At 26.4% G+C, this 24367-nt stretch carries 24 protein-coding genes and 2 other annotated features; of the genes, 5 read left to right on the plus strand and 19 right to left on the minus strand.

The window, feature by feature from the left end:
- Window positions 1–92: 92 nt before the first annotated feature.
- Window positions 93–338: a hypothetical protein gene (locus tag Q3223_RS05930; RefSeq protein WP_054270274.1), complete on the minus strand. Its 246-nt coding sequence runs from the start codon at window positions 336–338 to the stop codon at window positions 93–95.
- A gap of 414 nt (window positions 339–752) precedes the next feature.
- On the minus strand, window positions 753–1121 hold the full coding sequence (locus Q3223_RS05935; protein WP_054270273.1) for a C-GCAxxG-C-C family (seleno)protein: 369 nt from the start codon (window positions 1119–1121) through the stop codon (window positions 753–755).
- Window positions 1122–1566: 445 nt separating this feature from the next.
- On the opposite strand from Q3223_RS05935, the gene Q3223_RS05940 reads away from it, so the two are divergent.
- The 5 genes from Q3223_RS05940 (at window position 1567) to Q3223_RS05960 (ending at window position 5329) form a co-directional block, all read left to right on the plus strand.
- The gene (locus Q3223_RS05940) at window positions 1567–2523 is read left to right on the plus strand and encodes an L-threonine 3-dehydrogenase (RefSeq protein ID WP_407811766.1); all 957 of its coding nucleotides are present in this window, start codon (window positions 1567–1569) and stop codon (window positions 2521–2523) included.
- A 297-nt stretch (window positions 2524–2820) separates the two neighbouring features.
- The gene (locus Q3223_RS05945; protein ID WP_054270271.1) at window positions 2821–3168 is read left to right on the plus strand and encodes a hypothetical protein; all 348 of its coding nucleotides are present in this window, start codon (window positions 2821–2823) and stop codon (window positions 3166–3168) included.
- A gap of 39 nt (window positions 3169–3207) precedes the next feature.
- Window positions 3208–4179 carry a 3'-5' exonuclease gene (locus tag Q3223_RS05950; RefSeq protein ID WP_243193748.1) on the plus strand — a complete coding sequence of 324 codons (972 nt, stop codon included), beginning with the start codon at window positions 3208–3210 and terminating at the stop codon, window positions 4177–4179.
- 107 nt (window positions 4180–4286) lie between these two features.
- On the plus strand, window positions 4287–4946 hold the full coding sequence (locus Q3223_RS05955; RefSeq protein WP_054276677.1) for a DUF421 domain-containing protein: 660 nt from the start codon (window positions 4287–4289) through the stop codon (window positions 4944–4946).
- Between the two features lie 2 nt (window positions 4947–4948).
- Window positions 4949–5329, plus strand: coding sequence for a DUF4363 family protein (locus Q3223_RS05960; RefSeq protein ID WP_407811767.1), 381 nt, complete (start codon window positions 4949–4951; stop codon window positions 5327–5329).
- 124 nt (window positions 5330–5453) lie between these two features.
- On the opposite strand, the gene Q3223_RS05965 is transcribed toward Q3223_RS05960, so the two are convergent.
- The 17 genes from Q3223_RS05965 to Q3223_RS06045 form a co-directional block, all read right to left on the minus strand.
- On the minus strand, window positions 5454–6617 hold the full coding sequence (locus Q3223_RS05965) for a MerR family transcriptional regulator (protein WP_074179384.1): 1164 nt from the start codon (window positions 6615–6617) through the stop codon (window positions 5454–5456).
- Window positions 6618–6823: 206 nt separating this feature from the next.
- Complete coding sequence (locus Q3223_RS05970; RefSeq protein WP_407811768.1) at window positions 6824–7876, minus strand: BtrH N-terminal domain-containing protein; 1053 nt, start codon at window positions 7874–7876, stop codon at window positions 6824–6826.
- A gap of 238 nt (window positions 7877–8114) precedes the next feature.
- On the minus strand, window positions 8115–9314 hold the full coding sequence (locus Q3223_RS05975) for an argininosuccinate synthase (protein WP_054270265.1): 1200 nt from the start codon (window positions 9312–9314) through the stop codon (window positions 8115–8117).
- A 259-nt stretch (window positions 9315–9573) separates the two neighbouring features.
- Window positions 9574–9781, minus strand: a binding site (T-box leader).
- 113 nt (window positions 9782–9894) lie between these two features.
- Complete coding sequence (gene truA / locus Q3223_RS05980; RefSeq protein ID WP_054270264.1) at window positions 9895–10632, minus strand: tRNA pseudouridine(38-40) synthase TruA; 738 nt, start codon at window positions 10630–10632, stop codon at window positions 9895–9897.
- Window positions 10633–10653: 21 nt separating this feature from the next.
- Window positions 10654–12087 (minus strand): cell wall metabolism sensor histidine kinase WalK, encoded by a 1434-nt coding sequence (gene walK / locus Q3223_RS05985; RefSeq protein WP_074179386.1) that lies wholly within the window; start codon window positions 12085–12087, stop codon window positions 10654–10656.
- Window positions 12088–12089: 2 nt separating this feature from the next.
- Complete coding sequence (gene walR / locus Q3223_RS05990; RefSeq protein WP_054270262.1) at window positions 12090–12788, minus strand: cell wall metabolism DNA-binding response regulator WalR; 699 nt, start codon at window positions 12786–12788, stop codon at window positions 12090–12092.
- A 28-nt stretch (window positions 12789–12816) separates the two neighbouring features.
- Window positions 12817–14196 (minus strand): hypothetical protein, encoded by a 1380-nt coding sequence (locus tag Q3223_RS05995; RefSeq protein WP_054270261.1) that lies wholly within the window; start codon window positions 14194–14196, stop codon window positions 12817–12819.
- A 159-nt stretch (window positions 14197–14355) separates the two neighbouring features.
- Complete coding sequence (locus Q3223_RS06000; RefSeq protein WP_054270260.1) at window positions 14356–15504, minus strand: class I SAM-dependent RNA methyltransferase; 1149 nt, start codon at window positions 15502–15504, stop codon at window positions 14356–14358.
- A gap of 53 nt (window positions 15505–15557) precedes the next feature.
- Window positions 15558–16361 carry an ATP-dependent sacrificial sulfur transferase LarE gene (gene larE / locus Q3223_RS06005; RefSeq protein ID WP_407811769.1) on the minus strand — a complete coding sequence of 268 codons (804 nt, stop codon included), beginning with the start codon at window positions 16359–16361 and terminating at the stop codon, window positions 15558–15560.
- Window positions 16362–16745: 384 nt separating this feature from the next.
- Window positions 16746–17447 carry a DUF4253 domain-containing protein gene (locus tag Q3223_RS06010; RefSeq protein WP_231300889.1) on the minus strand — a complete coding sequence of 234 codons (702 nt, stop codon included), beginning with the start codon at window positions 17445–17447 and terminating at the stop codon, window positions 16746–16748.
- Window positions 17448–18079: 632 nt separating this feature from the next.
- Window positions 18080–18442 (minus strand): arsenate reductase family protein, encoded by a 363-nt coding sequence (locus Q3223_RS06015; RefSeq protein ID WP_074179406.1) that lies wholly within the window; start codon window positions 18440–18442, stop codon window positions 18080–18082.
- Window positions 18443–18726: 284 nt separating this feature from the next.
- Window positions 18727–19398: an amino acid ABC transporter ATP-binding protein gene (locus Q3223_RS06020; RefSeq protein ID WP_054270256.1), complete on the minus strand. Its 672-nt coding sequence runs from the start codon at window positions 19396–19398 to the stop codon at window positions 18727–18729.
- Between the two features lie 31 nt (window positions 19399–19429).
- Window positions 19430–20041 carry an amino acid ABC transporter permease gene (locus Q3223_RS06025; protein ID WP_021384590.1) on the minus strand — a complete coding sequence of 204 codons (612 nt, stop codon included), beginning with the start codon at window positions 20039–20041 and terminating at the stop codon, window positions 19430–19432.
- Window positions 20042–20078: 37 nt separating this feature from the next.
- Window positions 20079–20882, minus strand: a complete 804-nt coding sequence (locus tag Q3223_RS06030; RefSeq protein ID WP_054270255.1) for an amino acid ABC transporter substrate-binding protein — start codon at window positions 20880–20882, stop codon at window positions 20079–20081.
- Between the two features lie 126 nt (window positions 20883–21008).
- Window positions 21009–21271, minus strand: a binding site (T-box leader).
- Between the two features lie 85 nt (window positions 21272–21356).
- A complete protein-coding gene (locus Q3223_RS06035) occupies window positions 21357–22664 on the minus strand; it encodes a hypothetical protein (protein WP_054270254.1) in 1308 nt (435 codons plus the stop codon).
- A 560-nt stretch (window positions 22665–23224) separates the two neighbouring features.
- Window positions 23225–23668 carry a SufBD protein gene (locus Q3223_RS06040; protein ID WP_407811770.1) on the minus strand — a complete coding sequence of 148 codons (444 nt, stop codon included), beginning with the start codon at window positions 23666–23668 and terminating at the stop codon, window positions 23225–23227.
- A 216-nt stretch (window positions 23669–23884) separates the two neighbouring features.
- On the minus strand, window positions 23885–24262 hold the full coding sequence (locus Q3223_RS06045; protein ID WP_054270252.1) for a C-GCAxxG-C-C family (seleno)protein: 378 nt from the start codon (window positions 24260–24262) through the stop codon (window positions 23885–23887).
- Window positions 24263–24367 lie beyond the last annotated feature (105 nt).

Below are 24367 nucleotides of genomic sequence, written 5' to 3' on the forward strand. Positions count from 1 at the left end.
ACCCCTCCAGTATCGAATAATCTTTGTTATTTACTCATCTCATATATATAAAAATCCATTTAAAGTATTATAATTACTATATAATTACATTATTATCCAGCTTTAACTTTGTCTACTACAACCCAAAGTTTATTAAAAATATTATTGGCAACGACTTCTCCATCCCATACTACTTTTTCTTCTTTATTTTCTAGTAAAGCATAATACCCAGAGTCAGAACTTTCATCTTTATAGACCGTAACGTAAAACTCTTCATCACTATATCCGGGCTTATCTTTAAAGTCTTCAGATATTTTACATTTTAATATATATCCTTCTAATTCTTCCTCTATAAACAAATCAATTCCTCCAATCTCTATATTTTTACTAATTATACCATATTATGATATAATCTTTGCATTTTATCTTAAAATTCTATTTTTTCTTTATTTTATAAATAAATTATATACTTTTCTGCTTTTTTACTTTATATTACATTAATTATCTCTTTTATTTTCTTATACATTTCTTTATAATTTATAAATTTACTCATTAGTTTATTTCACTTTATATTAATAAATATAACAACTCATTTAATATTAAATCATTTACATTTTCTTAATTACAACATTTATATTTTTTTATCAATTATTATCGTTTCAAGTAAATTATTTCGATTAAAATATAATAAAATTAATTTTTAAATTATAATATATTGAAAATAATAAAAAAAACAAGTATTTTATTAAATATAAAATACTTGTTCTCTATGATTATTTTTGACTTTCTAGCATTTCATTTAAAGCGTCATATGTGAAATTTATTATTTCTTCACAACTTACTTTATTTTTCTTCAAGGATGCACATATTTCTGTGCTATATCTATCTCTTACTCTATTCATTAATTCTCTTGAATACTTTCTTGCCATATTTTCATCCAAATTACTCTTTCTTCCATTTAGATAACCGATTATGACAATAGCTGCATTTACAGCTCCACAGACACTTCCAACAGTAATTCCAACCCCCATACCACTTCCTATTGAAATGGGTATATCTGTGTTATGTTCTTCATTATAAGACTTTATTAACGCTTCTGCACAAGTGTATCCTTGGCTATGATATATTGATGGTCTTGTCATTTTTATACTTCCTTTCAGATTTTATTTTATATATTTTATTACTGTTTAATATTATAATAATATCAATATTGTTATATAACATTTCTACAACTATAAACTCTAACTTATGTTTACAATATCTAAGTTTATAGCTTTCTAAATTTAAATTACTTTTTATTTATGAAATTGCCTCTACTAAATATTCAAATGATATGATTTTATTATATCTTAAATTTATTTTAATTTCTGTGACTTAGTCACACAATCTATATCTATTTATAATAATTTAATCTAATTCACCAGTATTATGTAATACGTCTTTGAATATTATTTTTTTAAACAGTAATTGAACTCTATTAAATTAAACAATATATTATTGAGTTTAATCCTTTGTATTTAAACAAAAGATTTGCTAAAATAAAAATAAGCAATACTACATAAATCAAACCCCAAGGAGGTTGTCAAATTGAAAAAAATACTTATAACAGGTGCATTAGGACAAATAGGTTCAGAATTAACTATAAAACTTAGAAATGAATATGGAGATAAAAATGTAATTGCTAGTTCAAGAAGAATAAAAGATGGAAACACTGTGTGTGAATCTGGTATATTTGAAATATTAGATGTTACAGATAAAGACCACTTCTTTGAAATTGCTAAAAAATACGATGTGGACACTATAATTCATCTAGCTTCTCTACTTTCTGCAGTTGCTGAAAGCAAGCCTTTAGAGGCATGGAATTTAAATATGAATGGATTAATAAATGGACTTGAAATAGCTAGAGAACTAGATTGTAAATTTTTTACACCTAGTTCAATTGCCGCATTTGGTGAAAATTCTCCAAAAAATATGACTCCTCAAGATACACTACAAAGACCTAATACTATGTACGGTGTAACTAAAGTTTCTGGTGAGTTACTATGTGATTATTATCACTCAAAATTTGGAGTAGACACTAGAGGTGTTAGATTTCCAGGTCTTATTTCTTATGTTACTCCTCCTGGTGGAGGAACTACAGATTATGCAGTTGATATATATTATGAAGCATTAAAAAATAAGAAATATAAATCTTATATAGCAAAAGGCACTAAAATGGATATGATGTATATGCCTGATGCACTTCAGGCAATAGTGGATTTAATTGAAGCTCCAGCTGATAAACTTATTCATAGAAATGCTTTCAATATTACTGCTATGAGTTTTTCTCCTGAGGAAATAGCTGCTTCTATAAAAAAATATATCCCTGACTTTTTAATGGAGTATGATGTAGACCCAGTAAGACAAAGTATAGCTGATTCTTGGCCTGATTCTCTAGATAGCAGTAGTGCAGTAGAGGAATGGAACTTTAAATTTAATTATAATTTAGATAAAATGACTAAAGATATGTTAGAAAAATTATCAGAAAGAGGAATTGGTAAATAACAACTAATCTCTCGATTTTAAAGGAATTCAGGGAATAAGATATTTTATTTTTATAAATTAAATCTATAAGATGTTATTTTATATACTTTTTCTCTGAATTCTAAATATAATTTATTTCAAACATTTAACAACCTATTATTCTTATACACTAATATTGATAGTTTTTCATGTATTAATTATACAAAATAATCTTAAAAACTAAAATGAAAGGAAAAGCTACTATTTTAAGTGTAATAAAAAATTTAATTGAATTTTACTACACTTTTCATAATATAATGTAAGTAGCAGGTACTAATATTGCTAAACTTAAGGGAAATTAGAGAGGAAATAATTAAAAAATATATAGGTGATAGTTTAATCTCTGAGCTTACAGAGGAATTAAAAGACATACTTATAACTGATTTACAGTCTAATCCATTTAAAAGTAGTATTGAACTTAGTATAATCCCAGCAAATATAGAAATATTTAAAAAAATAGAAAACACATTATTAAACTCTAATGTTAATTTAAAAATGGGTTGGGAAAGAATACTTATAAATTACATACTAAAAGATTTATTTGAATTAAATTATGAAATAAATAAAAGTTGTAATGAGCCTTTGATGTTTAGAATCATTATATCGATTGATTCTTATGATGCCTAGTTACACTAAATAATATACATGAGGATGTGCTTTATATTTATGAAATACAAGTTATTTATAGACTTTGAATTTAATATGCTAGATGATAATAAAAATAAATTAGAATATAATGGAGCTGAATTAATTTCAATTGGCGGAGTTTTAGTTGATAATGAATTTAATATAATGGATGACTATTATTCTTTGGTTAAACCAAAATACAATGAAATACTTTCAAATAAATGTAAAAAGCTTACTAAACTAAATCAATTAGATATTGATAATGCTCCTAACCTTTTATATGTTATGGATGATTTTTATAGATGGTTTTGCAAATTTAATGATATTACAATATACAATTGGGGTGATTTTGACATTGCTGGTCTTCTAAATTCATTTAGGGTATGTAAATATACTGGTAAATGCTTAGAGTTGTTTAATATGATGATTGATATTCAACCTTTTATATCTCAACACATTACATACAATAATAGAATCTTATCTAGACAATTATCTTTACTTAATATGAAAAAGATTTTTTCTGTAGAAGGAGAAATTAAACATAACTCGCTTTCAGATGCTATGGATTTAATGAAGGTATGTAAAAGCTTTTACCTTAACTATCCTAAAGATATTAATACTCTTGAAGAATTATATAATAAATTACCTCCTATCAAAACTCCTTTATATTATATTCCATACTTCGAAGATGAAAATTTTGAACTTAAATTCGAAAAAACTCCAGAAGATATAATAATTTATCTCAAACAAATATTAAATATACTGAATATAAGTAAAAAAGAAATCTATTTTAAAAAAAGAAGCGTACTAGTAAATAACTCTAAAATTATTAACTTTAAAAATCTGTCTTCTTCTTTTAAATTAATAAAACTCAACGAATTTGAAGAATATCCTGATTTTATTTTAAAATTAGGAGACAAAAATAATTTCGCTGAATCTGTCATTAAAATAAATAAGAGCAATAGAAAATCTATAAAAAATTTAATATTAAAATTATCAAGAACACCTTAAATAATTGAATTTAATTACTTAAGGTGTTTTTTATATTTTGAATTAAAATTCTTATATGGGACATAATAACTAAATGCAAATATTTTTTAAAGGAGTAATTGATAGATATGACAGTAGTATTAATAAGAAGTATTATATTATACATAACAGTGCTAATTGCGCTTAGAGTCATGGGAAAAGGTGAGATAGCTGAAATGAACTGTTTTGATTTAGTTATAACACTTTTAATTGCGGAAGTTGCATCTGTTCCAATGGAAAATAATAATATACCAATTATAAATGGCGTTGCAGCAATAACTGGACTTGTAATTATGCAGACCCTAATTTCATTCCTATCCTTAAAAAGTAGAAAATTAAGTTCATTTTTATCAGGTAAACCTTCTATACTTATAGATAAGGGGAAAATTGTATATAAAGAACTAAAAAAAGAAAGAGTTAGTATAGATGAATTATTAGAACAACTGAGAATTCAGGGTTACTTCAATTTAAAGGATGTACAGTACGCTATTTTAGAGACTGATGGTAATTTAAGTGTTGTACCAGCATCAAGTTATAATAGTACTCCTCCAAGAGCATTTAATCATTTACCAATTCCACTTATATTGGATGGTAGAATAATAAATGAAAATCTAGACATGGCTGAAAAAGATACTAATTGGTTAATGGGTATCTTAAAATCTAACCACATAGAAACTTTTAAAGATGTTCTTATTTGTGTTTTAGACGAAAACGACAAAATATTTATTCAAAATAAAAAGGGTGATTAATATTGAAATCTACAACATTTGTTATAACATGGGCTATTTTATTCTTATTATTTGGATTTTATGTCAATAATAAACTATACGACTTTACAGATGGCTACAAAAATAATATGTCTGTTTTGGAAAAATATATAGAAAATGAGGATTGGGAAAAAGCTCAAAAAGAAGCTGATTCCATATCTACAAGATGGAGTAAAGAAAAAAATCATTGGTACAAAGTTTTAAATCATGAGTACTTTGATGAAATAGGTCTAAAGTTTAATATTCTTGATAAGACAATTTACACTGAAAATAAATTAAGGTCTTTAGAAGAAGTCGAAAGTATAAAAACATATTTAGGAAATATTGTTGAAAGTGTTAAATTTGATGTAAACTATATATTTTAACAACTTAAGCAAGGATATAAATAAAAGTAAGATAATTTATATCCTTGTTTTAATGCTTTTACTAAATATCTTAACAAAGTGTATAGATTTTTACTTCAAAGTTTGTAATAGTTATTGACTTTACTTATAAATTGTTACTATCAAAATAAAATTTAAAAGCTTCTCCAATAAACTTGGATGTACCATCACCGTATTTATTATCAGTTATTTTTATGTATGTAGAATTTGATAAATAAAGTTCTGCCATATAATCAAAATATCTCTCTCCATTATCTATTTTATAAAATTCATTGCTCTTTTTCATTTCATTGTCTATTTCTTCAATAATACTTTGAACTTCTTTTGATGAGCAATCCCTACTCAAATCTGATACTAGTTTTTCATGCAAGATATTTATCTTAGGCTTTTTATCTCCTAAATAAATCTCTAAGGTTTGTCCAATAAACTTTCCTGCTCCATCTCCATATTTTTCATCTATATTTTTTATCCATATAGGATTTACCAAATAATTTTGTACCATACTGTACCAATTATCATCTCCAGTATCCATGTAAAAAATTTCATAATCTTTCTTAGATATATCTGTTATCTCTCTCGCTATTTCTTGAAGTTCTTTTGAAGAAGGATTCTTGCTTAAGTCTTTTGCAAGCTCTCTATATAATTCTTTTAATTTAGGATGTTTTTCTTTCAAACAATCATTTTTATATATATCAAATTTTTCTCCTAAACTCAATATATCACTGCTAAAGTTTGTTTTTATAGCTTTTGCAAACTTCTCAATAGTTCCATATTGTTTTATAGCCATTTTAGCAATTTTTTCCTCACTAGATTTAACTTTTTCAATAAGTTCATCATATCTTTCTACATTACCATAAATTTTAATTATCTTATTTTTATGATCTTTTTTAAATTCTTCTAGTACATTAAAATACTCACTCATGTCAAACTCTTTAAAATTAATAGTACTCTCTCCTTTTATAGTTTTGTTTATCAGCTCTATTAATTCATCTAATCTTTTTCGCTTTAAAATGAGTAATTTCTTTTGATTTTTTAAAGCTTCTACTTTATCAAAGTATTGGCTTGACATTATCTCTTTAACTTCCTTCAAAGGTATGTCAATCTCTTTAAAAAATAAAATTTGTTGGAGAGTCTTAATAGCTTCATCATCATAAAGTCTATACCCTACATCTGTAATTTTATTTGGTTTTAAAAGACCTATTTCATCATAGTAGTGTAATGCTCTTACGCTTACTCCTGTTAAATCTGAAACCTGCTTTACTGTTCTCATATCAACACCTCAAAACTTGATTTTATAGCTATCAATATTTACTAATACATCCATGCTATATTTTCATATTACACTATTACGTTATGTCAGGGTCAATAAAAATATCTTTATTATAAACAACTGTATTCATTTAAAATATTTTACAAAGAATATGAATTAGCCTATCTTCTGTAAAGTTAATACCCTTTGAAAGACATATATATTTTTTATACATCTAATATCGAATATACTTCTTTCATATTCTTCAAAATCTCAGAAAAAAGTAAAGGAAGTTGTCCTGTATCATCACTCTTTTGAGTTAAATAATCTATTATAATATTAGATATTATCTCAATCATAGTAGCACTTTTATCAAATATCTCAGCTCCTTGTATGAAGGTGTCATTTTTATATTCTTCTCCAAGTTGGTTAAGCATTCTGCTCATTTTATCAAAACCTCCTTTAAATTTGACGTTATCTGGTTCTTTAATTCCCTTAATTGCATTTGGAACGGTTGGTACTGTCCCAAAAAACATAACCACATTAGATAATATCTTATCATAATCATCTTTTTCCAGTTCATTTTTCCATTGCGGCAATTCTTTGATAAACTTTTCAAAACCTTTGTATCCCAAAAATCCTTTAGGTGGATTTAAAAACATATTACCCTTTATAGTAAGTGCTTCTCTTGCAATCTCATATTTACTCTTTAAACTAGTCATTCTAACTGTGCAAATAGTATTCGCCTTACTCAATCCTAAATAACTACAATTCATACTTTGGCGTAATTCCTCATAAGATAGGTATAATAACTCAGTCCTTCCACAATCATACAGGTATATTCTTTCTTTTTCATCATCATATCCTACCATTAATATGTAATGAAAAGGAATATGTTCTTTATGGTATAATTTCTGATAATATGGTAAGTGATACATATCTAAGGCTCCTAAAATAACTGGATACCCATTATCAATTTCATATTTTGCTTTTTTTAATGCTCGCTCATATCTTCTAAATTCATGATGTTTGTATTCAAAACCAACAATTGGTGCTAAAAATTCATACATCTTTTTTGTTCTTCCATCTCCCAAAGCTACCATTCTTTTCAATTCTGCTTTATCTGTTTTCATATAACAAAAGGAACCAAAACCTGATAATAAAAAGAAAAAATCATTTGGAAGGCATTCACCTGTTTTATTCATATATAAATCTTCTATACCATTCCACATGCACTCATAATCATGTGAATGATGTTTAATTTCAATTATTTTTCTCATATATTCGTTCTCCTTACTATAAATTTTTATTAGATTTAGTATAAGCCCTCTTACAGTGAGAGAGTCAATAACTTTTATTCCTATGAAATTTATATTTAAGGGAATTACATTTTTCTATTACTAAATTATTTGAATTACACTATATCTTATTATATTGTGTAACATAATAAATCTAGATAAAAAAAGAGCATATAAAAACTAGAAACAGTTTTTATACACTCTTAATCAACTTATTATATTATTTTCCAGCCTTCATAGCTCTAATTTTTAATGGTAAAGTAAATAGATTAATAAATCCTTCTGCATCTTTGTGGTCATAAAGTTCACTGTCTCCAAAAGAAGATATTCCTTCATCATAAAGAGCATTTTCAGTAAATATTCCGGCAGGTTTTATATTACCCTTGTAAAGTTTAACTTTTACTGTTCCAGTAACATTGTCTTGAGTTTGCTCCATAAATGCATCTATAGATTCTCTTAACTTACAATACCATAATCCATTGTAAATAAGTTCTCCATATTTATAAGATACCATTTGTTTAAAATGTAATGTATCCTTGTCTAAAGTAGCACTTTCTAAAATATTATGTGCTTCATAAAGAATTGTTCCTCCTGGAGTCTCATATACACCTCTTGATTTCATACCAACAAGTCTATTTTCAACTATATCTATAACACCAATTCCATGTTTACAACCTAATTCATTTAATTTGTGAATTAATGCAACTGGAGATAATTCTTCACCATTTACCTTTTTAGGAACACCTTTTTCAAAGTAAACTTCTACATATTCAGCTACATCACATGCATCTTCTGGGTCTACACATTGTTTGTAAACATCTTTCTTATGTTCATTTTGTAGATGCTCTATATCTCCACCTTCAGTTGATACATGCCAAAGGTTAGCATCTACTGAATATATTTTAGCTTTAGTTGCTGTTACCTTTATATTATGCTTTTCTGCATAGTCTATAGCATCTTCTCTTGATTTTATATCCCATATTCTCCAAGGTGCAATAACTTTTATAGTTGGGTCAAGAGCTGCAATTGTAGCTTCAAATCTAACTTGGTCATTACCTTTTCCTGTACAACCATGACATATATATTTTGCACCTTCTTTATGAGCAACTTCAACTAGTTTCTTAGCTATTATAGGTCTTGCTAAAGAAGTACCTAATAAGTATTTTCCTTCATATTTAGCTTCTGCTTTTACAGCCTTGAATATAGTTTCAGTTACAAATTCTTCACTTATATCATCCACATATGCTTTTGATGCTCCACTTTGTAAAGCCTTTTCATAAACATCTTCCATTTTATCTTCTTGACCTACATTTCCACAAACAGCTATAACATCTATATCTTCATAATTTTCCTTTAACCAAGGTATTATGATTGATGTATCAAGTCCTCCTGAATATGCTAATACTACTTTTTCCTTCATTTTTAATTCCTCCCAATTTTAAATTATGATTTTTATTTTTTGTTTAATAGCAATTCTTAATATTGAATGATTTTAAGAATTTAAATTAACTTAAAATCATTTTAATACTAAAAAAGCCTCTCAGTATTTTTAAATACTAAGAGGCGAAATATCCGCGGTACCACTCTTATTGATAAACTTAGCTAATCAATTAGTAAACGTTCAACATACTAAATAAACATTAGTAATTAAATATATTAAAAAACGCCTCTTGGAAAAACCAAGAGACGAAATATATCCGCGTTACCACTCTAATTGATAAGATAAACTTATCCACTCTTTCTCTTAAGGCGAGATTACCTACTAACATACTAAATTCAATTAGCATCCTCCAAAGTTCTTTTCACTAATACTCATTTGCTAAGCTTCCACCATCCTTAGCTCTCTATAAAACGCATAGAAGTTACTCTCTTTCTCACAGGATTTAAATATAAAGTTTTTCATATCTCTCTTATAAAATATATAATAGTTTATTTTTCCATTTATGTCAACTATATAATTTATTTTATTTTTATTTTAAGAAGATTTTCTACTTTATTCACTAATATCTCACTTTCCAAAGACATAGCCCTTTAGCTGGTGCTGTATCTGATGCTTGGCTTCTATCCTTAGATTCAAGCATAGACTTAATATCTTGTGGAGCTTTTCTTTTAAGACCTACTTCTATCAAAGCACCCACTATTATTCTTACCATGTTATACAAAAATCCATTTCCTTCAATGTATATTTCTATAACATTATCATCTTCTTTTATATTTATTGAATAAATTTCTCTTATATTCGATTTTTTCTTAGATTTAGAAGAAGCAAAACTAGTAAAATCATGTTCTCCTATTAAGTACTCACTTGCTTTTATCATTCTATCTAAATCCAATTTTTTACTTACATGAGTAGCATATTTTCTTATAAAAGGATTGTGATATTTGTTATTGTCAATTTTATACATATAAGTCTTTGACTTTACATTATATCTTGAGTGAAATCTTTCATCAACTTCTTCAACAGTTTTTACGACTATATCTTCTGGTAAATATTCATATAAGTATTTTTGGATTTTATCTACTGACTCTGTACAACTTGTTCTAAAATTTATTACTTGTCCTCTAGCATGAGCTCCCATATCAGTTCTTCCAGAACCAATTATCTCAACTGTTTCATTTGTCATTTTACTTAAGACAGTTTCAAGTTTTTCTTGTATAGTCATATTATTATCACCTAGTTTTTGGTACCCTTTATATCTTGAGCCATCATATGCTACTATCATTTTTATGTTTCTCATCTTAATCCTCTTTCTAAGAATTTATGCTTGTTTAGCAAATTTATTTTTTATATTAAAAGTTATTTTTGTTCCAACATTCTTTTCACTTTCTATTTTCATTCTTCCACCATGAAGTTTTACAATTTCATTACTAATTGCTAGACCTAACCCACTACCAGCTTTATTGTAATCTTCTTGGAAGAACTTATCTAATACTTTATTTAGATTTTGTTTTTCTATGCCTGAGCCATTGTCTTCAACTGATATAGTTGTTATATCTTCATTTTGAGAAGCTACAACTTTTATGTAACCACCTTGACCAGTAAATTTAAATGAATTCTGTATTAAATTTATAAGAACTTGTCTTAATCTGTTCTTATCTCCTTGAATATTCTCTATAAACTCATTTTCAAATTCAAACAAAAGTGCTATATCTTTTTCAGCTGCTTTAACTTTAAGCTGATTCACAACACCTACAACTAAACCTTCAACATCAACTATATCAACATGAAGTTTTATTCTATCTGAAGAAAGTCTTGAAAAATCCAATAATTCTTCCACAAGTTTTATAAGTCTTTCTGTTTCATCTTGTATAATACCTAAACCTAAGTCTAGCTCTTCTCTTGTTATACTTTCATAACCTAAAGTTTCACTCCATCCCTTTATTGATGTAAGAGGGGTCCTTAGTTCATGTGATACAGAAGATATAAATTCTTCTTTTAATTTTTCACTCTTATCAATCTCATGTGCCATATGTTCAAATGTCTGTGCCAAATCGCCAATCTCATCATCTACAATTTTCATATTTTCTAACTTTATATTATAATTTCCTACAGCCAATTCATTTGCAAATTTCTTTAATTCTCGTAATGGTTTTATAAGAGTCTCAGCAAATTTAAGACTTATTAGTATAGCTATAATAAGTATAAATATACCAGCTAATATAAGCCATGTAGCTTGCTTTAATATTGCATTATCAATAGCATCTAATGAAACTGTATATCTAACAACACCTTCTATTATATTATTTACCTTAAGTGGCAGAGAAATACTCATAACATGTTCTCCAGTATCTGCTATTCTATAGGTATATGGTGTTAAGTTTTTTGTCTTTATATCTTTTAGTGCATTATTAACATCTTCATAATTTGCTTTTTCTTTACTCTTAAAACCATATTGGTCTAATATAATATTTTTATCCTTATCTATTATTGAAATTCCAAATTCTGAATTCTTAGTTAATGGTTGCTTATCAAATATGTTTTTTACTTTTTTCTCAAAGCTTGTAGTCTCCATTGTAATAGCGTTATATTCATCAGCATATTTTATTTCAGATTCAAGTAGTTGTTTGACAGAATCATAGTAATAGTTTTGTATATAAAACATAAACAATCCTTCAAACAGAGTAACCATTATAATAATTATTATAAAGTAGTTTTTTATTACTTTTTTTCTCAGACCTTCAAAATGTAACACTATTATTCTTCCTTTCTAAAACAGTATCCATAACCCCAAATAGTTTGTATATATTTTGGTTTTGATGGGTCATCCTCTATTTTATTTCTTATCCTTCTTATATTTACATCTACTATTTTAAAATCATATAAATAATTAGTTCCCCAAACTTCATCTAGTATCTGGTCTCTACTTAATGACTGCTTAGCATTTGATATCAAATATTTCACTATTGAAAATTCAGTTGGAGTAAGCTCAATTTCTTTTCCATTTTTAAATAATTTTCTCTTATCTATATCAAGTATAAATGGAGGAGAAACTATCTCACTTGACTTAACACTTGAATCATCCTTTGCTACTCTTCTAAGAAGAGCAGAAACCCTGACTAAAAGTTCTTTTATACTAAATGGTTTTATGATGTAATCATCTGCTCCTGAAATAAATCCTTCTATTTTATCATCTTCTTGTGCTTTAGCAGTGAGCATTATTATTCCTACTTGGTCAAAATTTTCCCTTATAAATTTGCATACCTCTATTCCACTTATATCTGGAAGCATTACATCCAAAAGAGCTATTGTAATGTCACTTTCTGTTGTCATTTTTTCTATAGCTTCTCTCCCAGTACCTGCCTCAACTATCTCATAACCTTCTCTTTTTAAGTTTATACTAACAAAACTTCTAATCCCAATTTCATCTTCTAGTATAAGTATTTTTTCCTTCATAAAATAAAACCTCCAATTGAGTATAATATTAACCATATATTAATGAGAAATATTCTTTTAGTGCGTCTATAGTAATATCTAGCTTATCCATTTCATTTGCATTGTTTATGACTAGCAAGAAAGTATATTCATCACTCTCTTGAAGTACAATAGAATTTTGAGCATTTGGATTTTTTCTATCTTCAAGTTTATTTTTACTCTCTACTACTATATTAAACAAATTCTTACGATCTGAATAGTCAAAATAATAAAATTTAAATACTGCTTTTTCTCCAACAAATTCTTGTTCAACAAGTATTTTGTCAAATAAATTGTTTGGAATAAACAATTTAAAATTATATTTATAGTTATAATATATCTGACTTGTAAATATTAAGCTTGAACTAGCATCTTCTTTTCCATTCCATCTATACCAACTTATATTTGCAGATGCTTTAGAACTGTAAGTGTTTCTATTGTTTCCTGCTACTATAGGTATTTCTATAATCTTATCTTTATCAATATCATCTACAGGTATGTAATAAGATTTAGTAATAGTTTTATCATAATCACTAAAAGCTTTTTTAATTTTTCCATCTTTCATATAAAGTATCTGTGTAATATAATTATTATCCTTTAATATAGGAATATCAAGCACAGCTCCTTTTATGGCTGCAGACGAATTTCCAATAGATGAAGCAACATTACCTAAAGTTATATATAGTTCACTCAAATTCTTCACATTTTCAAACTTAACATAATCCTTGATTTTCATATTCCCATCAAAATTCGCGACACTTGCAAACATTTCATTAGTTTTATTATTCAAATGAAGCATCAATATTTCCAATTTGTCATCTCCATCTATATATCCAATTTTCACTTTCATGTCATTAAAATCGTCTTTGTTTGGAAGCCATGACGCATCTAAATCATACACCTTTGTTATTTCATTATCTTTTACTTTATATATATGCATATTAGTTTTATCTTTGGATTTAATCAGTAAAACCACTTCTTTATATCCATCTGAATCCAAATCATAAAAATTAGCATACTCTATTGACTCACCATTTTCTAAAAAATGGTCACCAAGTACATATTTTTCTCCATTATAACTTAAAGTTACAAACCCTACCTGAGTTACATTATTACTTAAATCTTCTTTTTGTTCAAATACTACTAATTCATCAACTCCATCACCATTTAAATCCACTTTATTTATTTTTCCTACTTCTTTTGCATTAGAAGGTAATATCATAGATGAATCTGGTTTTAGTAACTGGTCAATACCATCATACAGTACTTTTTTTGTATCATCATAATCAGGTATCTTTGCTAATTGTTCTGGAGATTCAGTTTTAATATTACATCCAGTAACAAATAGCATCATTAGGGCTACTACAGTAATAAGTTTTAATACTTTCATTTAACTCCTCCTAATCCTATCAATCTTGAATTTTGCTCACAAAAATCTCCTCACAATAATTAGACGTTTCAAGTCGTTATAATGTTTTACTTATTTTAATAAAACTTTATATTTTTTTTAATAAAACTTTATACTTTTTATCCATAAATAATATGAAAGCTATTTATTGTTTCTAGGAGGCTTAGGACCTGGATATTGGAAAAAGTTAGTTTTTAACATACCATTATACAATTTTCTTTTTTTATCTGCCTTTTGTCCAAATTCATATTCAAAATCTTCATAAGATGTTATTAAATAATACGACCAATTTTTTAATCTTCTGAATGCATAACCAAGCTCTTTATACAATTGTTTAACACTATCTTTATCTTCTAATCTTTCTCCATAAGGAGGATTAGTAATTATAAATCCAAACTCATCTTCACTTTTAAATTGAGTTGCATCTCCTATATTAAATTCTATATATTCATCTACACCTGCTATTTCAGCATTTTCTCTAGCTATATCTATACATTCTGCATCTATATCATATCCATAAATCTTAAATTTAGTTTCATTATCTATCTTATTAAAAGCATCTTTTCTTATATCCCACCATATTTTTTTATCAAGAGTTCTCCATTTTTCTGATATAAATTCTCTATTTAAACCAGGTGCCATATTTATACCTATCATAGCGGCTTCAATCAATATAGTACCAGAACCACACATAGGGTCCACTAGAATTCTACCTGCTTTCCATGGTGTTAAATAAATAAGCCCAGAAGCTAAAGTCTCTCTTATTGGTGCTTTATTTGCTTTTTCTCTATATCCTCTCTTATGCAAAGCATCTCCAGTTGTATCTATAGAAATAGTTACCTTATCTTTATGTATAAATACAAAGATAGGATATTTCTCTTTATCTTCTTTAAGCAAACCTTCTTCCAAGTAACTTTTCTTTAAGCTTTCTACGATAGCTTTTTTTACTATAGCTTGTACATCTGGTGTACTGTATAATTTTGATTTTATGGAAGAAGCCTTTGATATAGGAAATTGAGCTCCATAAGGTATATATCGAGACCAATTTATTCTTTTTGTATTTTCAAATAATTCATCAAAACTTTTTGCCTCAAATTCAGCAATTTTAAGATGTACTCTTTCAGCACATCTTAGCCACATATTTGATTTTGCTATTCCAAACTCATCAGTTTTATATGTTATTCTTCCATCTTCTGTTTTTATTATTTCATATCCTAAATTAGTAATTTCTCTAGCCAGCATTTTTTCCATCCCAAAAAAACATGGCGATATTAATGTATAATTTTTCATAAAACCTCCTGTTTCCTATATTAATTACAAAACTTATTTATTTTTTAAACAATCTACACATTTAAATTCATACTTCCCATTTTATACCCTGACATATCTAGTGTAACATATTTAAAGCCAAATATTTTTAATTTAGTATCAACTTTATTAAAATTGTTATTTTCAAAAAATTTACCTAATTCTTCCTGGTCAACCTCTATTCTAGCTATATCTCCATGCATTCTCACTCTAAATTGAGAAAAACCTAAATCAGATAAATAGTCTTCACTCTTTTCTATTATTCTTAGTTTTTCATTTGTTATTTGAACTCCATAAGGAATTCTACTTGCAAGACATGCAAATGATGGTTTATTAAAAGTATTTAATCCTAATTTTTTTGAAAGTAATCTAATTTCAGCTTTTTTCAAACTACTTTCTTTTAGTGGACTAATTACTTCTAACTCACTCAATGCTTTAAGCCCAGGTCTATAATCTCCTAAATCATCTATATTTGTTCCATCTACTATGTACTTTATATTATGTTCTTTTGCTACCTCTTTTATTTTAGAAAATATATATTTTTTGCAATGGTAACATCTATCAGTACCATTTTCTTTAAACTCCTTTAAATCAAAGTTTTCTATATTTAAGATGATATGTTTAACACCAAAATTTTTAGTATATTGTTTAGCTTCTTCAATCTCTCTACTTGAATGCATCATTGAATGTATAGTTACAGCTATAACATTTTCCCCTAATGTATCTTTTGCTACCTTAAGTAAAAAGTTACTATCTACTCCACCAGAATAAGCAACTACAACACTTCCTAATTCAAGTAGTATTTCCTTTAATTTTTCTAATTTTTCTTCTTCATTCATAAAACAACCTCCATATCTAGAAAAACATGAACAATAAAATATTATATTATTTTTTACATTCTTAATGATTATAACATATAAAGTATTTATTTTATAAAATAGAATTATATTTAAACACGTTAATTACAATATCAAAGAATTTTTAAATCTGTATAATTTAAACATATTACTGTAATACACTGTATACTAAAAATGAAATAGTGTAATATAGTAATATGTTTAAAAGCCATGAAGTGGAAATAGCTATCCTCATGGCTGAATGCACAAATTTGTTTTAAGATAATTATTTTTCCATCAGTTATAATTGTAAATCACAAAAAAGATACTATCATATGAATTTTCTAAAACTTTTAATTTAATACTTATAGCTTACATATATTTGTCTTAATCCCACCAAAAAAGCCATATTGTAGAACGCTGTAGTACTTCTTTAAGAACTTTTAATGTTTCATATCCTTGTACAATAATGTCTTCACAGTAGAGGACTAATTCAATACACAAGTCATCAAATTTTTTATTATCTTCAATTGGATTTTTTGCAGAATATTGAACTGTATCACTTCCAATTGCAATTGGGAATGCTCCATATTTTTCGTACCAATATTTTGCAACAGCTATATGTTCTTCATCACTAGGACAATCATTAAATCCACCAATTGGTATATATGCAAATACTTCATATGGTTTAATTGTTGGAACTTTGGCTATGTAAACTTTGTTATTTTCTTGAAATATATCTATGTTTGTAATTGGACTAAAATTTTTATAATCATAAAAAGTGTCCTCAGAACCCATTAACTCTGTTAGCAATTCTGGAATCTCACACTTTCTAGAATTGAAGAATTCATTTACATCAATCTCATTACATTTCTCTAAACAATATTTTCCATAGTTTTCAAGAGAACCATACTCTTTATTAATCATATCTATATTTTCTCTTAATAACCCTACTTTTTCATCAATAATTATAATCGGTGTATATCCATTTTCTTTTCCATCTTCTCTCATTTTTTCAAATAAATCATCAATATCAATATCATTGTTCACAGGAACACATTCAAAACCATATAAATCTTCAATACTCATACTTATCTCCTATTCTTTTTAGATTTAATTCTTTTGAAAGTTTTCTTTTTTTGTTGTCAAGTTTTTAAATACTATTATTATTTGTAAAACTATAAGTATAGATGCAGTTTATAAAATATACTTACATAAGACAAAAGTTAATTTTATTTTTTGCATAAATAAGATATTTTTTATGACAATTCCCTTATATAAATATAATAGCACAAAACACATGTTCATGGTTAATAATAAGTGATTTTGTAATAATTCGTTGTATATTATACTATTTTAAGTAAAATAAATGATATTCTTTGTATAAGAAATAATATGTTTATTGATATGAAGTTTTTGGGGTTTAAATCTGTTAAGAATAATATTTTAATATTAGTAGATATACTTAAAAGAATAAATCTTGTTGTAATACTTAGATTCTAAATGTAGTCTTTTAAAATCCCATATAAAATTGCAGGAATCAATAAATTAAAATCAGAACTTAGATTGATAATATATTTATATATAATCTCATATAGTTCTTCTATTCTATAGAATCTAATAATTAGATAGATATATTTGCTAATTTATATATAAAAATCAGAGTTGATGTATAAATTTATAGGTGTATCAATTATTTTAATCAATACACCTACATACTTCTAATCTTCTTTTAATAAAGTACTTTTCCAAACATCTTCTTTGAAACCCAACAGTACATTTTCACCATCAAAAAGCAACGGTCTTTTAATAAGCATTCCATCACTTACTAATATTTCTAAAAGTTTATCATCAGATTCACTCTTTACAATATCTTTAAGACCCAATTCCCTATATTTCATACCACTTGTATTAAAAAATTTCTTTATATCATATCCACTAGTCTTGTAGATTGCTTCTAATTCATCTTTACTTGGAGGATTCTGAACCATGTCTATATCTTCAAATTCTAAATCATTTTCTTTAAGCCAATTTTTTGCTTTTCTAACAGTAGAACACTTTGTATATCCATATAATTTAATCATCATATTAAAATCCTTTCTAATTTTTTATTTTTATACCCATAATTTGCATATTATAACCAATTTATATCACAATCATCCTAAGCTTTCAATATAAAAAATTATTCTATTTTAAAACAATCATTAATTTATATTAAATATTTAAATTATTCTTTTATAATATATTAAACCTAATTAATCACTCAATATTAGATTAAATTTTTAAATAAAAAAAGGGCATAGTGTATTTGTTTTACTTAGCCCCTATTTATATTATAAATGTTCCTATAACTTCCATTTATAAAATATTAAACAATTTTTTCTTTGATTTGAACATTCTCTACTATACCGTCTTTTATACTTATAATCTTATCTGCAACATTATTTGAGAAAACAACATCATGCGTAATTATTAGTATAGTCATCCCTTTATCTTTAAGTCTGTTCATTATATTGACTACTCTTTGAATAGTATCAATATCAAGTGCAGAAGTAGGTTCATCAAAACAAAGAACCTTTGGCATTAGTGCACATGACCTAGCTATTGCAACTCTCTGTTGCTGTCCTCCTGATAATTCAAATGGATATGAATTTAATTTATCCTCTAAATCAACTAATCTTAAAAGTTCTCTAGCTCTCTCTTCAGCTTCTTTTCTAGGAACTTTAAATACATTAACTGGAGACTCAATTATGTTTTCAAGAACTGTCATATGAGGAAATAAGTTAAAATTTTGGAAAACCATACCTATTTTTCCTCGTATCTTTGTCATATCTTTCTTATTTTTTATTATCTCATTATCTATTATAATCTCTCCACTATCAAATTCTTCAAGACCATTTATACATCTCAATATTGTAGTCTTTCCTGCACCAGATTTTCCAAGTAAAACTCCAATTTGACCTTCTTCTAACTCAAAAGAAATATCTTTAAGTACCTTATTTTTTTTAAATGATTTATTTAAGTTTTTAATTTTCAGCATGTAAAAAACCTCCTCCTATAATATTGTAACTTTATCTATAATAAGAATATTTTTTTTCAAGTAATTCAAATCCCTTAGTAAGTATAGCTACAAATATAAGATATATTGCCCCTGCCTCAAATAGTGGTAATAAGCTCGCTTCTCTGTTCATTGCTATTTGAGATATTCTTAAAATATCATTTAATCCTAATATATATACCAAAGATGTATCTTTTACTAATGTGATTACTTCATTTGAAATAGGTGCTAGTATTCTTTTAAAAACCTGTGGAAAGATTATTCTCTTATACATTGTAAATTTATCAAATCCTAGTACTTTTGAAGCTTCATATTGTCCTCTATCGATTGACTGTATTCCACCTCTAAATATTTCTGCAAAATATGCTGCATAATTTAAGAAGAAAGCTACTATTCCAGCTGTAAATCTGTCAAATACAATTCCTAAAAGAGGTAAGCCATAAAATATGACTATCATCTGTAAAAGTAAAGGCGTCCCTCTCATTATTAATATATAACATTGTGTAATACCACTTATTAATTTATTTTTTGATAATCTTAAAAATGCAACTGCAATCCCCAATGGAATTGATACTATCAATGTTATACAAAACATTGCTATAACTATCTCTAAACCTTGTAACATGCCTATAGTGCCCCCTTCTTAACAGCTAATCTATCTTTTACTTAAACCACTTATCATAAATTTTGTCAAAAGCTCCATCTTTTTTCATTTCTTTTAATGTTTCATTTATTTTCTTACAAAGTTCTGGATTTTCTTTAGAAGTTGCTACAACATAATCTTCTAATCCAAAATCTTCTTTTAACACTTTGTATTTATCTTCACCTTTTTGACCCATATAGTATCTAATTAAAACTTCATCACCAACAACTGCACTAGTTCTACCTATTTCTAAATCTCTAAGTGCTTTATCATAAGTATCATAAAGAACTGGTGCTCCACCTTTTAAGCTATTCATGAAATCTTTATCCTTTTCCACTGCATCAAGTGCTGTTGAACCTTGTTGTGTTCCAACTTCTTTATCTTTTAAATCTGCTTTTGAATTTACTTTTGAATCACTTAAAGTAACTATTATCTGTTTATTTTGTAAATATGGTTCTGTATATGATACTATTTTCTTTCTTTCATCTGTTATAGAGTACCCATTCCATAATACATCTACAGTCTTTGAGTCATTTAACTCAGTTTCTTTCATTGACCAATCTATTGGTTGGAACTTAACTTCCATTCCAAGTCTCTTAAATGTCTCTTTAGCTAACTCTACATCAAATCCTACAGTATCTCCTTTTTCATCTAAAAATCCCATTGGAACAAATGTATTATCAAACCCTACAATTACTTCTTTTTTTGCTTCTTTTGAAGCATCTTTTCCCTTTTCATCATTTGATTTTGAACAACCTGCCATTCCACTTACTAATCCTAACATAATTGTAAATATTCCTAATTTTTTTAATATATTTTTCATAATATTCTCCCTCGTCTTTTAAATTTTTAAATATTTTGATTATTTTTTAAAAAGTATATCTGTTGCAATATAATTCTCTGCGCGCTTAAAAAATTATATTAAAAAAACTCCCGTCTCTAGCTTCTGCTAGAGGACGGGAGTTGACTCTCGTGGTTCCACCTCTGTTCATTAATGCCTCACGACACTAACCTCTTTAAGTACAATAAAATAATTATACTCTAGCACTATAACGGGTGCAAGGATTCCGGAAAGCTCCTAATGAAGTATCTTTACTCTTTCAGAGTTCTGCTCAAAGATGTGTTCAAAGTAAAATCTATTGCTCCTCTCACCAATCGGAAACTCTCTGTTTAAGATTAACTACTTCTACTATTTCTTTTCTTAGCATTTAATGTTGTTTTGAATTGTTATTATGATATTGATTTTATAGCATAAGGCAATATCTGTCAATATATATTTTAAAATAAATATAAAAATTTAATTCCAAGGAACAACTTCTACTTCACCATAACATCGTTCTACTAATCTATTGGAATACTCACCTCTATACCCCAAAATAAAGAGTAAAACAAGCTCAATATATCTTGTTCCTATTGAGATTATATTCCAAATATCTTCAACTTCTAACACAGCTCTATGAGTTCTCCTGCTTGGATGAACTATACTATTCCTTAAATAAATCACTAAATCTACCCCATCATCAAACTTGTTTTTTATTGTATTGTCAAATATATTTAATTCATGTTTTCCATATGGTATTTTGCATGTATCAAGTAATAGTCTTATATTTTTAGATGCTAAGTTACAATCAAAAGCTTCATCTGTAAGTATTTTATTTTGCTCTACTAAAATTACATATGATAGAGTTTCAAGTGCAATTTGTACAGATATTATGTTATTTTCCATAGTAACACTTCCAAGAGATTCTATATACCAGTCAGTAACACTTTTTATGGCAGAACCATAATAAAAATCTTCTAATTTTTTGCACATAAGACTTATATATTTCTCCATATTATGATAGTTTGAAAGTGTATCTGACCATGTTGGTACATATCTAAATGGAGATATCTGATTTTCATTCCATATTCTATAGACTTCATTTCCACTTCTATATCCTTTGGCCAAACAAAATCCAACATACCTTCCACACATAAAACTCAAAGCTGTTGATATTCTATCTAAAAGATTTATTGTATTATTTGTTCTAAAAATTCTACCATCTTTTCTTCTAACTCTACCTATATGAGTTATTATTGCTCCAGACTTAGACCTTAAATCTGACTTAAGTTCTTTTCTATAATCATATCTTTTATCTATAGTCACAACATAATCATTTATATCAAATTCGATTCTACCTGCATATACTTTATCATTATATTTAATGAGTTTGCCTGGTATTTTATCTAAGTTTATTATATTAAAATCTACATGTTCAACATAAGAGTTTTTGGATTTTATACAGTCATCATTGATATATCCTTCTATAGTAACATCGCTTAAAGTGTTTATTGTTATGGAAATGATTTTATAACCATGAACTTCAAGAATAGCATTATCATAATCTAAAGCTAAATTATCATCATCATTATCTATTTCTTCAATACAACCTATATCTGCCTTAAAGTTTATAGATATTGGAGGTGTCATTTTATAATAAATTTTTCCATTACATCTATATTTTTTATCTAAATATATGCAAAACCGACCTTCATAGATATTAATATCTTCATTGATACCATAGCTTAAATACTCTGATGTTATAGCATCATCAATTGCTTTCATTTTAATTCCCACCTTTGCTTTTGTATAATAACATAGGGATTGTAGTTCTTTTTTATTTAGTAAAACTCAATCTATTATATAATTTAGCGTATTATTTCATTACTTATGTACTTTAATAATTTCCTATAAAAATAGTGTCATTCTAGTATCATCGTTTATTTAATACATTATGTAATTTATTTAAATTTAATTCTTTAAAAATTTATATTACTTACTTGCAATTTCTACAGTTTATTACATCCTTCCTTGTAATTATAGCACAGTTTTATAATTTCATATTATATATTTATTTCCTTTGTTTTTATTCATTTAGATATTATCATCACTATATATGTATTGTCAAAGAAAACATTTAATTTATCAAATATCTTATAACATATTACATAAGACCTCATATGTACATTATTTAGTTAAAAAACTAACATTCTTATCTTTTTTTAAATAATTTTTTAAACAAAAATGGCAGCTTTGATTTATTGTTTCAAAACTGCCATCAAACTGAAAATATTCTATTTTGATGTATAGAACTTTATCATTATATTAATAGTCTTTTACTTCCATCAATCTTCAAGCTTATATAAAACTTCACTTATATCTTTTTCCACTAATGGTTTCATATTGTTATTATAAATACTTATGTTTGCATTACTTAACTCCATTTGTATACGATGGATAAGATTTTTTTTATGCTTTGTAATCTTAGGTAATGATTTAATAAACATTCTTGAAACAGAGGGTTTCTTATCTGCAATGTGACTTAAAATATAGTCTATATTTATTTCAATTTTATTTTCGGTATCCCATTGAGCATTTGCTGCTATTAATAACAATCCTCTTATCCTAACATATGAGCTTTCATTATTGAGCATCTCTAAAAATGAGTCAAAAAAACAATATGTAATATTTGATTTCATACTTTCATTTTCTAAAAACAAAAAAGTTTTATATGCTTCATTGTGATTTTTTGAATATAATTTGTTAATAAGTAAATTTATATCTTCCAATCTTCTCATCTCCCTCATTACAAACATCTATTTAAACAAAGTATAACATATCCAAAAATGGATATAAATAAATGTCTATATTAAAAAAAATTCTAAAATTCTACTAAAATCACTTACTATTTATTTACAAACAGTAATCATAAAATATTATAAACTTATTGATTATAGGCTAAAAAAATAAGCTATCAAATAATTTATACTTGATAGCTTATTTTTTTATAATTCTTTTTTTAAAGTTTCCTTTAGACTATCATATGCAAAATCCATTATCTCTCTACATGCAACTAAATCTTTTTTTAAGTCTATACATAGTTCTGAGCCATACTCTTTTCTTACTGTTGTAGTCAAATCTTTAGCATACACTTTAGCTTTAGTACTTTCATCTTCATGATTTCTGCCTTTTACATATCCAATTATTATATTTGAGGCATTTACTGCACCACATAAACTAGCAACTCCACAACCTGAACCTAGTCCACTTCCTAAACAAACTGGTATGTCTGTATTAAATTCCTCATTATATGCTTTTATAACTGATTCTGCACAATTAAAACCTTTTTCATGATATTTTGATGCTATAACTTTATTACACATTAAAATTCCCCCTCATATTTACAAATTAATATTTTTTTGATATTTTTGTAAAAAACACTTGTTTTTAACATTATTATATCAAATTTTAACAACAAAAACACTTTT

Source organism: Clostridioides sp. GD02367, assembly GCF_045900275.1.
GTDB classification, from domain to species: domain Bacteria; phylum Bacillota; class Clostridia; order Peptostreptococcales; family Peptostreptococcaceae; genus Clostridioides; species Clostridioides difficile_A.

What these genes read in the sequence shown, in the direction of transcription:
- Q3223_RS06045 (WP_054270252.1), bottom strand. Translation starts at nt 24,262, where the DNA reads ATGTGTAATAAAGTTATAGCATCAAAATATCATGAAAAAGGTTTTAAT.
- Q3223_RS06000 (WP_054270260.1), bottom strand. Translation starts at nt 15,504, where the DNA reads ATGAAAAATTATACATTAATATCGCCATGTTTTTTTGGGATGGAAAAA.
- truA (WP_054270264.1), bottom strand. Translation starts at nt 10,632, where the DNA reads ATGAGAAACATAAAAATGATAGTAGCATATGATGGCTCAAGATATAAA.
- Q3223_RS05970 (WP_407811768.1), bottom strand. Translation starts at nt 7,876, where the DNA reads ATGAGAAAAATAATTGAAATTAAACATCATTCACATGATTATGAGTGC.
- Q3223_RS06030 (WP_054270255.1), bottom strand. Translation starts at nt 20,882, where the DNA reads ATGAAAAATATATTAAAAAAATTAGGAATATTTACAATTATGTTAGGA.
- Q3223_RS05995 (WP_054270261.1), bottom strand. Translation starts at nt 14,196, where the DNA reads ATGAAAGTATTAAAACTTATTACTGTAGTAGCCCTAATGATGCTATTT.
- Q3223_RS06015 (WP_074179406.1), bottom strand. Translation starts at nt 18,442, where the DNA reads ATGATTAAATTATATGGATATACAAAGTGTTCTACTGTTAGAAAAGCA.
- Q3223_RS06020 (WP_054270256.1), bottom strand. Translation starts at nt 19,398, where the DNA reads ATGCTGAAAATTAAAAACTTAAATAAATCATTTAAAAAAAATAAGGTA.
- walR (WP_054270262.1), bottom strand. Translation starts at nt 12,788, where the DNA reads ATGAAGGAAAAAATACTTATACTAGAAGATGAAATTGGGATTAGAAGT.
- Q3223_RS06025 (WP_021384590.1), bottom strand. Translation starts at nt 20,041, where the DNA reads ATGTTACAAGGTTTAGAGATAGTTATAGCAATGTTTTGTATAACATTG.
- Q3223_RS05950 (WP_243193748.1), top strand. Translation starts at nt 3,208, where the DNA reads ATGAAATACAAGTTATTTATAGACTTTGAATTTAATATGCTAGATGAT.
- Q3223_RS05965 (WP_074179384.1), bottom strand. Translation starts at nt 6,617, where the DNA reads ATGAGAACAGTAAAGCAGGTTTCAGATTTAACAGGAGTAAGCGTAAGA.
- Q3223_RS06010 (WP_231300889.1), bottom strand. Translation starts at nt 17,447, where the DNA reads ATGAGTATTGAAGATTTATATGGTTTTGAATGTGTTCCTGTGAACAAT.
- Q3223_RS05975 (WP_054270265.1), bottom strand. Translation starts at nt 9,314, where the DNA reads ATGAAGGAAAAAGTAGTATTAGCATATTCAGGAGGACTTGATACATCA.
- Q3223_RS05955 (WP_054276677.1), top strand. Translation starts at nt 4,287, where the DNA reads ATGACAGTAGTATTAATAAGAAGTATTATATTATACATAACAGTGCTA.
- Q3223_RS06035 (WP_054270254.1), bottom strand. Translation starts at nt 22,664, where the DNA reads ATGAAAGCAATTGATGATGCTATAACATCAGAGTATTTAAGCTATGGT.
- Q3223_RS05935 (WP_054270273.1), bottom strand. Translation starts at nt 1,121, where the DNA reads ATGACAAGACCATCAATATATCATAGCCAAGGATACACTTGTGCAGAA.
- larE (WP_407811769.1), bottom strand. Translation starts at nt 16,361, where the DNA reads ATGAATGAAGAAGAAAAATTAGAAAAATTAAAGGAAATACTACTTGAA.